This window comes from Anaerotignum faecicola (assembly GCA_024460105.1).
In the GTDB taxonomy this organism is placed as follows: Bacteria; Bacillota; Clostridia; order Lachnospirales; family Anaerotignaceae; genus JANFXS01.
Window position 1 is genome coordinate 512,054 of record JANFXS010000002.1, and the last position, 9,795, is coordinate 521,848.

Annotated in this window: 8 protein-coding genes, 1 tRNA gene and 1 rRNA gene; 5 read left to right on the forward strand and 5 right to left on the reverse strand. The window is 38.7% G+C overall.

The features are described from left to right. Nucleotides 1-182: 182 nt before the first annotated feature. The gene (locus tag NE664_04905; GenBank protein ID MCQ4726003.1) at nt 183-1,169 is read left to right on the forward strand and encodes an MBL fold metallo-hydrolase; all 987 of its coding nucleotides are present in this window, start codon (nt 183-185) and stop codon (nt 1,167-1,169) included. Nucleotides 1,170-1,318: 149 nt separating this feature from the next. Next, nucleotides 1,319-1,831 (forward strand): adenylate kinase, encoded by a 513-nt coding sequence (locus tag NE664_04910; protein MCQ4726004.1) that lies wholly within the window; start codon nt 1,319-1,321, stop codon nt 1,829-1,831. A gap of 280 nt (nt 1,832-2,111) precedes the next feature. Here NE664_04910 and NE664_04915 read toward each other — a convergent pair whose 3' ends face one another. Beyond that, nucleotides 2,112-3,308: a copper amine oxidase N-terminal domain-containing protein gene (locus tag NE664_04915; protein ID MCQ4726005.1), complete on the reverse strand. Its 1,197-nt coding sequence runs from the start codon at nt 3,306-3,308 to the stop codon at nt 2,112-2,114. Between the two features lie 207 nt (nt 3,309-3,515). Here NE664_04915 and NE664_04920 point away from each other — a divergent pair, with 207 nt between their 5' ends. From NE664_04920 to NE664_04930, 3 genes are all read left to right on the forward strand, one after another. Next, nucleotides 3,516-4,595: a PTS sugar transporter subunit IIC gene (locus NE664_04920; protein ID MCQ4726006.1), complete on the forward strand. Its 1,080-nt coding sequence runs from the start codon at nt 3,516-3,518 to the stop codon at nt 4,593-4,595. 159 nt (nt 4,596-4,754) lie between these two features. Next, a complete protein-coding gene (locus NE664_04925; protein MCQ4726007.1) occupies nt 4,755-5,240 on the forward strand; it encodes a YbaK/EbsC family protein in 486 nt (161 codons plus the stop codon). 33 nt (nt 5,241-5,273) lie between these two features. Beyond that, nucleotides 5,274-5,684: a hypothetical protein gene (locus tag NE664_04930; protein MCQ4726008.1), complete on the forward strand. Its 411-nt coding sequence runs from the start codon at nt 5,274-5,276 to the stop codon at nt 5,682-5,684. Nucleotides 5,685-5,794: 110 nt separating this feature from the next. On the opposite strand, the gene NE664_04935 is transcribed toward NE664_04930, so the two are convergent. The 4 genes from NE664_04935 to NE664_04950 all read right to left on the reverse strand — a co-directional run. Continuing rightward, nucleotides 5,795-6,412, reverse strand: a complete 618-nt coding sequence (locus tag NE664_04935; GenBank protein ID MCQ4726009.1) for a cytidylate kinase-like family protein — start codon at nt 6,410-6,412, stop codon at nt 5,795-5,797. Nucleotides 6,413-7,156: 744 nt separating this feature from the next. Further along, nucleotides 7,157-8,410, reverse strand: coding sequence for a DUF4026 domain-containing protein (locus tag NE664_04940; GenBank protein MCQ4726010.1), 1,254 nt, complete (start codon nt 8,408-8,410; stop codon nt 7,157-7,159). Nucleotides 8,411-9,532: 1,122 nt separating this feature from the next. Next, nucleotides 9,533-9,615, reverse strand: a tRNA-Tyr gene (locus NE664_04945). A gap of 69 nt (nt 9,616-9,684) precedes the next feature. Then, nucleotides 9,685-9,795, reverse strand: a 16S ribosomal RNA gene (locus NE664_04950); the annotation flags it as partial.

A 9,795-nucleotide genomic window follows, 5' to 3' on the forward strand; every position in this document is an offset into this window, starting at 1 on the left:
CTTGAATTATAGTAAAAATATTACTATAAAGTATATCTTTATGAATTTTTACTTTATTTTCCGGCCTCCGTCTATAAACCCGCTTCCTTTTGCCGTTTCCCGGCCAAATTTTCTTCTCTCCTTTACGTATGTCCTTCATCATGATAAAATAATATAATTAATTAATACTCAGGAGGTTAAAAATGACAGAACAAATATACAAAAATCCGGATATATACAAAATATATGTGCCGCTTCCAAATAACCCGCTTAAAAACCTGAATTGCTACGTTATTAAAACAAAAGATAAAAATCTTATTATCGACACTGGGTTTAATATCGAAGAATGTTATAACGCTTTAAAAGAAGGCCTCCACGAACTGGAAATAGATATGGAAAAAACAGAAATGTTCCTTACGCACCTTCACAGCGACCATGTGGGGCTTGCCGGAGCAATTATGCCCAAAGGCGCAAATATATATATGGATAAGACGGATTACGAATACTTTGTTAACTTTATTCAGGGGGAATCATGGGACGCTATAGACAGGAAATTCATATCGGAAGGGTTCCCGGCCGATCAAATCCCTATTTTAAGGCAGACAAACCCTGCCCGCGCTTTTGCTCCTGATGAGAGCTTTGAAGCCGTAACGGTTAAAGACGGAGATAAAATCAACGTCGGCGGATATGAATTTACATGCATATCCACTCCGGGGCATACGCCCGGCCATATGTGCCTGTATCTTGAAAGCGAAAAACTGATTTTCCTTGGCGACCATGTACTTTTCGACATAACCCCTAATATTACTTTCTGGAGCCATGTCGAAAACTCGCTTTTAAATTATATCGACAGCCTTAAAAAAATTGAAAAAATCGACGTTGAAACTGCTCTTCCCGGCCATCGTAAAAACGATATGGATTTTTATGTCCGTATTAAAGAAATATTAAAACACCATGAATTAAGGCTTGCGGAATGTTACAGAATTATATGTGAAAATCCGGGTATAAACGCTTACGACACAGCCGGCCGCATGCAGTGGTCGATGCGCGGGCGCAACTGGCAGGAGTTTCCGATGCACCAGAAATGGTTCGCCGTCGGCGAAACGATTGCGCATATAGATTACCTTCTTGCAGAAGGCAAAATCAAAAAACAGCCGGAAAACGGAATTTATTTATACAGCGCAAATTAGAACTATAATCCCGCCTTTACCGAATTCAGGCCGTATTTCTAAAATCCGCCGTACTCCGGATTATATTAAATAAAAATACATTCCATAATATGCCGTATTAATCTCCGTCCCTTCAATCCACAAAGTATGAAATTGCAGGAGGAAACTAAATGATTGTTTTAATTGACGGAACATCCCATTCGGGAAAAACTTTGCTTGCGCAAAAACTCCTTGAAATATACAAATATCCTTACTTGTCAATCGATCTTTTAAAAATGGGGTTAATAAGAAGCGGAAATACTGAACTGACGCCGGAAGACGACAAAGAATTGGAAACATATTTATGGAAAATTGTACGCGAAATTATAAAAACTGCAATCGAAAACAAGCAAAACCTAATCGTTGAAGGCTGCTATATCCCTTTTGACTGGAAATGCGGTTTTTCAGAAACATATTTAAATGAAATCCGCTGTTATTTTCTTGTTATGGATAAAAACTATATTGAAAATCATTTTTCAGATATAAAAAACCATGCCGATGAAATAGAACGCCGCTTGAATGACGATTGGTATACAAAAGAATTTGCATTAAATGAAAATGAACGGTGTTTAAATCTTTGTCAAAAGCATAACTGCAACTATATTTTAATAAGAGAACCGTACAACGTTGAAATTCGGCTGTAAAATCCAATTTGACTGCTCCTGTTTTCGGGAATTACGTCTATTTTTCAAGTTTTTTATAAAATACATACGATAAAATCCAACCTCAAAAATTAGCGAATTAAAACCTCATCCATTATATCCAACTTGTCGGATAAAATAAATTAACTTAACGGCTTTCCCGCATTATAAATATAAAATCGGGATATGATGAAAATTAAATCCTCTGCAAATTGTATTATCACTTACAAATTGCAGGGGATTGCTCTGTCTGAAACGCCGTTTTTCTTTTTAACTTACTGCATTAATAAATCCTTCTCAGATCTTTGGTTTTTAAATCAAGCTCGTAATTCCTTGCTTTCTCCGGAACACTGTATTCCGAATCGTCCTTGTCTCCATATATACCGGTTTCCTGAAGGCTGTATTTAATAACTTCACCGTCGTATTCCGACGTTATTTTCGTGCTTCCGGTTATCCTTTCATCACTCGGGAATGTTTCGATAACACAATCTTCCGTACCGTCAAGGAGCATCTCATGGATTTCCGTTTTGTCTTTTCCAGAAATGTAGTATACATATCCTCCGGCAATAGTATAGTCGACAACATCTTTTTTGCCGATTATTTCCTCAACACCTTCAAGGGCCTCGATAACCCTGACATTGTCAACCACAAACATATATTCAAACGTATTGCTTCCCCATGACGCGTCTATAATATAGATCCTTGACTCGTCGGTATCCGTTTCATGGATAAACTCATAATAATCTCCCATATCCTTTACCTGTACGTCGGAAGGATATATCTCCGGTTCTGTTTCGCTGTATTCGAGAAGCTCTTCACGCTTAACAGTAACACTGTCCGGTTTTGCCCCTTCAAAAGAAAATCTGTACTTCTCCTCCAACTGAGCCCTGTATATATTGTTCAAAACTTCTTCGCTGTTATCCCATACGGCCCTATACGGGGTAATCTTATCCAGCGTAACCCCGCCTGATTTTATCTGATATGAAAATATGTTTGGATCGCGATCTTCTATAATAAGTTTCGGGGCCTCAAGGCGCTGTGCATTTGCCTGTGACTGCGCCCCGAGAAGCGTAACTTCATAGCTGTTCTTCTCCTGGGAGTAAACGATTTTACAGCTTAAAACGCTTGCCAAATCATTTACTTCGGCATAAGCAGTCCCGTTATCTATATATACGGGATAAGTAATTCTTTTTTCCACGCCGTTAATATAGGCTTTCCAAATTCCCGGTATAAAAGTTATAGTTTGATCGCCTTTTTGAACTATAATTTTATTTTCATTCCATGTCACTTCCGCGCCTATTCCTGTTGCAATCGTCCTAATAGGCGCCAAAGTCATTTCATCCTTATACTGCGGTGAAACGGACTCGGTCTTAATTCCGTTTACATATACGTCCGCTTCCTTTGCATATGCCATGGAAGCAAGCGCAAGCGCGGCGGCGGCTGTGCAAATAATATTTTTAATTAAAAACCGTTTTTTCATTGTTTTACCATCTCCCACCTTTTTATTTATTATTATACCATAACATACCTAATTAGTCATAAAAAGAATATTACGTTTTCATGATAATTGCGTTACAGAAAAAAATTGTTGTAAAAACCTATTGATAATACTTAAATATTATGATACCCTAGTATACGCCGGCAACATGTATATACACATATATATATTATAATAAGGGGAATTGGTATGGACTCACAGAAAACACTATTTCAGAAAATATTGAAAAGGTATTTTATAGACGCCCTCAACGGAATGGCGCACGGGCTTTTCTGCACGCTTATTGTAGGGCTTATTATAAAGCAGATAGGCGGAATAATAGGCGGGGATGCGGGAGCTTTTATTGTAAACATAGGAACTATAGCCTCTGTGTGTACAGGTATGGCAATAGGCATAGGCACAGCCCATGCGATGGGGGCGCCGCGTCTAATAATACTTTCATCGGCAGTTACGGGGCTTATGGGAGCAAATGCCGCCGCATTTGTTAACGGCTCCCTTTTAAGCGAAACCGGAGCCATAGTCCTTTCAGGGGCAGGAGACCCTTTAGGCGCGTTTATATCAGTAGTAGTCGGCGTTGAAGCAGGGCTTGTCATATCAGGCAAAACCAAAATAGACATAATATTAACGCCTATGGCCGTAATAATTGCCGGGAGTATAACAGGGGTGTTTGTAGGCCCTCCGCTTTCAGACGGCATGGCTTGGCTGGGAAGCGCAATAAACGTTGCAACAGAACTTCAGCCGTTTTTAATGGGTGTAATAATATCGGTTGTTATGGGATGCGCGCTTACCCTTCCTATAAGTTCGGCCGCGCTTTCTATAATACTCGGCTTATCCGGCCTTCCGGCCGGGGCGGCTACAATAGGCTGTTCAACCCAGATGGTTGGGTTTGCGGTTGCAAGCTTCAAAGAAAACAGATGGGACGGCCTCTTTGCACAGGGTATAGGAACAAGTATGCTCCAAGTGCCGAACATAGTAAAAAATCCCCGCATTTGGATCGCCCCCACTCTCGCAAGCGCAATACTTGGCCCGCTCGGCACATGCGTTTTTAAAATGGAAAATAATCCTGCCGGAGGCGGTATGGGAACAAGCGGCCTTGTAGGGCAGATAATGACTTGGCAGACAATGAGCGGCACTACGCCGCACGCCCTTTTGTTTTTTGAAATAATTTCCCTCCATTTCATACTTCCTGCTGTTCTTACTCTTGCAATAAGCGAACTTATGCGAAAAAAAGCATGGGTAAAGTTTGGCGATATGAAACTTGAAATTTAAATAAAATATTATTCCATATCAAAATTACTATTGAAAAAACAGTATATTTTTGATATGGTTTTTTTATAGACATAAAAACAGGAATATTGTTTTCAAAATCCCGAAACTTTTTTATTTATATGCCGTTTTAAATGTAACATTAAATTAGGAGTGGTAAAAATGTCTTTAGAAAATGCGAGAAAATACCTTGCCGAATTCGGCCGTGACAGCGATATTATAGAATTCCCGGTTTCCAGCGCAACCGTCGAACTTGCGGCAAAAGCCGCCAATGTTATTCCGGCGCGCATTACAAAAACGCTTTCATTTAAAATAGATAACCGCTGCATTTTAATCTGTGCCGCAGGCGACGCAAAAATCGACAATAAAAAATATAAAGAATTTTTCGGCGTAAAAGCCAAAATGCTTACCCCCGAAGAAGTATTGGAATTTACAACCCACGCTATAGGAGGCGTATGCCCTTTCGGCGTGCCTGAAAATGTGGCAACATATACAGACATATCCTTAAAAAGGTTTTCAACCGTTTTTCCCGCATGCGGAAGCAGCAATTCCGCTATAGAGCTTACATGCGCCGAACTTTTCGCCCTATCAAAGGCCAAAGAATGGATCGACGTATGCAAGGGCTGGCAGGAAACTGAAGAGATATAAAATTTATCTGTGCTTGCAGGACGGTATTTAATTATGAAAAATTTTAAAAACTTTACGCCGAATAAGTATAATTCTTCCCGTTATCAAAAAGTTAAAGACGGTATTTATGCAACAAAAAACCCTTCCGACCTTAATAATAAAGAAGAAATTATTTATGTTTCATCACTTGTATTTGAACATGAGCCCGAGCTGTACGGTGAAAGCGAAGGCTCTCCCCAAAATATTGCGCAAATTCCGTTTGAAGCTTTGTTGGATGAATTTTGTCTGTTTGCAACGGATTTTTACGATGAATTAAACGGCATAAGCAGCTCCTTCTGTTATATGGAGTTAGGAAGCGGCGAATTGGAAAATATTCAAAAACTTCAGTCCGTTATTGGAAAAAGAGTATATGCGAAGCCGTTTACAGACAGCGGAAAAGAGTATTATAATCTTATAATCGAATAGCCCGTAATAAACTTTGGGCGCCTTCCCGCACAAAAACCGTAAATAAAATTAAAAGGCGTTTACGGTCTGTTCCGCAATCGCCTTTTTATGTACTATTATTTCAGATTAACTTATTTCATAGATTTTTTAAATTCTTTCCTTTTTTCTACAAAATCGATTATTGTTTTAACGGTGTTGTCAATCCCTATAAATCCGCTGTTTACGGAAAGGTCATAACTGCCTGTATTTCCCCATTTTTTGCCGGAATAAAAATTATAATAGCTTGCCCTTTGCTTATCCGTTTTATTAATAACGTCTTCGGCCTTGCCCTCCTCAACATTATAATATTTAACAGCCCTTTTTATGCGGGTTTCCTTATCCGCATGTATAAACACGTTAATAACGTCCGGATCGTCCTCCAAAGCGTAATCCGCACATCTTCCGAGTATCACGCAGCTTCCCTGCGAGGCAATTTCTTTAATTGCGTCAAACTGAGCCAAAAAAAGTTTATGGTTCATAGGAGTCTGTCCGCTTGCATAGCTTCCCACAACAAGCGAATACAGAAAACTGCTTGTCGGTTTCTCATCATGGCTTTCAAACATTTCCTCGCATATGCCGCTTTTTTTGGCGGCGGCCGTTAAAAGTTCTTTATCATAAAAAGGGATCCCCAGTTCTTTTGCAATCTTTTCTCCAATCTCTTTTCCGCCGCTTCCGTACTGCCTTCCTATAGTAATAATAATTTTATCCATAAATAAAACTCCTTTCTAAAATTAAGGATATATTCATTATATCACAAACATAAATAAAATTCCTTATAAATTTTATTTTCACTATGTGATTTTCGCAATAGAAAAGTAAAATAAAATTTACAAAAAATTCACTTATTATTTATGTAAACTTAATGTATTTATGGTATATTAATTATGTCAGATAAGTTAGTATCGATACTCAAACCAAACTTGCCTGACCGCCGGGCAATAAAAAGCCCCTTGTCATTTATTCCGTTATACGCCCGGCAGAAAAATTTCTGTCAACAGTAATTTTTCATTTTTTAAATCATATACTGTAATTTGGAAAGGAGATGTTAATTATGAACGTTATTATAACACCTGAATTAATTGAAGAATGTTTATATCTTATCGACTGATTTACTGCTGAGCAAATAATTAAATATTTGTAACACGGCAGCATCCTGGCCAAAAAGAATACCAGGCTGCTTTTTTGTTTTATTCAGTAAATTTTTTGAAAAATACAATTCATTAAACGCCGGAAAAACCAACCCGTTTTCAGTTTAAAAAACCGAAGGTTTTAACCTTCCCAACCGGCGTGAATTTTAAGATAAACATTGAAGCATAAAAAATGCAGGCGCAAGTTCCTATATAGAAAGCGCCTGCATTTTTTATATAATTAAAAGAAGGAATAGCCAAAAACTAACGTTTTCATTCCCATTGTACGAATAAAGCGTACAGTTAAAAACTTTTCCCATGCTAAAATCAATCGTCCCGCCCACATTCAAGCTCCATAAGATAAACATCGTCGGGAGTTATACGATATTCGGGAGCATATATAATCCAGTCAGTTACGTCATTGACGCCATATGTTCCGGTACTTCCTTCATGCATACCGCTTACATAATACGGCTCCTGGGTCAATTCGCATGTAAGCATGCCGTTTTCAAAACTTTTAAGCAGGAACCAAATGTGTTCCTTTGAATTATTTTCATCCCTGTATTCGTCGTCAACGTCTAAAGCTATTTTCACAAGTGCTTTGTTTTCATCGTTCAAAACGGCTTTATACAAATATTCGATACGCTCCCGCGCTAAAGCCGCCATTCTTGCCGTTTCGGCGTTTGTAACCATATATATCAGGTTCTCGTCAAGTTCTCTTGTATAGTCCGTTACAGGTCGTATATTGCCGCTTTTAAAGTCCTCTTCGGAGTTGTATACAAATATAACATGCGTATTTTCACTGTGCCCTTCCGTCCTGTCTTTTTTCCCGCCTATTATATCGTCTTTATACATCTCCACAGCTTTTTCCCACGGAACAATCGTCGTAACAAAAATATTGTCTCTTGAGAGCCTTGCAAGAAACATAGGCTCCATCTCTTCCAATGGCTCGTCAAGCTCCAACATCCTGTTTGCCATTGTTTCTATGACATTATAATGTATATTATATGTATCTTTTGAAGAGTCAAGTATTTCAAGCTCCGTTATTCCGCACCTGTTCAATCCGTGCGTGTGAAGCCATACGCTGTCATTTTCCCCCAACACGGCCTGCACTGTATAAATATATCTAGGCGCGGGAGGAACAACGGATTTTGCCGCCATAGCCGCCCATTTGCCTGACAGCACTTTCTCCGAACTGTCGTCAAACACCGCAAGTTTTTCCGGCACAGCGGCGTCTATAATTTTAAGCTGCAAATGGTAAGAATCAAGATAGTTGTCAGAAAACTCCATAATAAATCCAAGGCCTACTTCCGTATTTTCGACCGCTTCGGCGTCCAAATCCGGAAACAGATGCTGTATCCTGTACATTTGAGGCATGTTAAACGCTACTACATAAAATTGCACAGTATATTTAACGCCCTTATATACCACATCTATTTCAGCTTTATTTTGCTTAACGTTCCTTGAAATAAGTTCCGCATCCGAAATATTTTCAAGCCGCTCAAATATACCGTCAGCATCCATAATATCATCAACATTTTTCGGAACAGCCATCATATATGACAACTCTTTTCCATCCATACGCCGCGCCTCCTCGTAATGCCGTTTAAAAAGCGGCGGAAGTTTTATAAATCGTTTCCGCATACTTACGGCAAAGTTTAATTTATCAAACAATTTTACAAATTTTAGTTTTAAAGTCAATATAACATAGTCTTCCCGCCTAATCAAGTTAAGAATTTATAACCGCTGATTTTTAAGGCACAATTTTTATACGAACAGTATTCAATAATTAACGAAACAGTAAAAGCAATGTCGGATTTACAAACTTTCATAGGGGTATAGGTTCATGTTTATAAATCCTCCTCATCCCAAACGCCTTTTATTTCCCCTTAAATCATGATTATTCAAATTAATAATACGAAAATTGGCATGCGCCACAGCCGACACATCTTTGTTAAAAATTCAGTTCTTTATATGCCTTTGAATATAAGCCTCTTTGAACTTTCAAAACAAGCAGTCATATGATCTTATCTTATACTTAGCTTCAGTTTACAAGGGCACACACGCCACACAAGGAAAAATTTTCCGCATTTCTGTTTTGCATACGCTTGTCATAGGAGCCGCTATGCCGGCGCATATGCGCCTTGAACTGCAAAAATTTTTTTCCTTGTGAGGTAGAGAGTTTTAGCAGATGTTAGCGGCGCAAGATCAAGGCAAAACGAGCAGGCGCAGTGGTTCCTAGGGCAAGCGGCTTTAACACAGCTATTGCGCCGCTAACGTCCGTTAAAACCGCGTGTGCTCTTGTAAACTGAAGCTAACGAATTGTTTTTACAAAAACAGCATATTTTACAAACGCATGGATTTTCCATAATAATATACGGCGTACTACGCCCGCACTTTCCCTTTTATATTTTGAATATAAATTGATCTCCGTTTATAAAAAACATTCTTCCGTCCGAAAAAATCATATATAATTTACTAACAATGTACGCATACTGTATTTCCTTATGTTCTTGCCTAAGCTATACAACTATGAATATTATTATATTAAAGTAATAATCCAAACCATACGTTTAAATAAAATAATACAGATATATCAAAAATAACACACCATGATTGCGTATTATTTTCATTTTATAAAAACACATATTTCATTAGCAATAAAAAAAGAACAATACAAAATGTACTGTTCTTTTAAACAAATGGATGGGGAAGGATTCGAACCTTCGAAGCAAATATGCAGCGGATTTACAGTCCGGCCCCTTTGGCCACTCGGGAACCCATCCAAAATTATAGTCTGCACTTATGTCAAACTCTGAAAAATAAACAGCGTATTCTAAACCATGTCTCCATAGAAAGGAGGTGATCCAGCCGCACCTTCCGATACGGCTACCTTGTTACGACTTCACCCCAGTCACTGGCTTCACCTTCGGCGGCTCCTCCCTTTGCAGGTCAGGTCACCGACT

Coding starts and splice junctions, on each gene's coding strand:
- NE664_04905 (MCQ4726003.1), top strand. CDS start 183: ATGACAGAACAAATATACAAAAATCCGGATATATACAAAATATATGTG.
- NE664_04910 (MCQ4726004.1), top strand. CDS start 1,319: ATGATTGTTTTAATTGACGGAACATCCCATTCGGGAAAAACTTTGCTT.
- NE664_04915 (MCQ4726005.1), bottom strand. CDS start 3,308: ATGAAAAAACGGTTTTTAATTAAAAATATTATTTGCACAGCCGCCGCC.
- NE664_04920 (MCQ4726006.1), top strand. CDS start 3,516: ATGGACTCACAGAAAACACTATTTCAGAAAATATTGAAAAGGTATTTT.
- NE664_04925 (MCQ4726007.1), top strand. CDS start 4,755: ATGTCTTTAGAAAATGCGAGAAAATACCTTGCCGAATTCGGCCGTGAC.
- NE664_04930 (MCQ4726008.1), top strand. CDS start 5,274: ATGAAAAATTTTAAAAACTTTACGCCGAATAAGTATAATTCTTCCCGT.
- NE664_04935 (MCQ4726009.1), bottom strand. CDS start 6,412: ATGGATAAAATTATTATTACTATAGGAAGGCAGTACGGAAGCGGCGGA.
- NE664_04940 (MCQ4726010.1), bottom strand. CDS start 8,410: ATGGATGGAAAAGAGTTGTCATATATGATGGCTGTTCCGAAAAATGTT.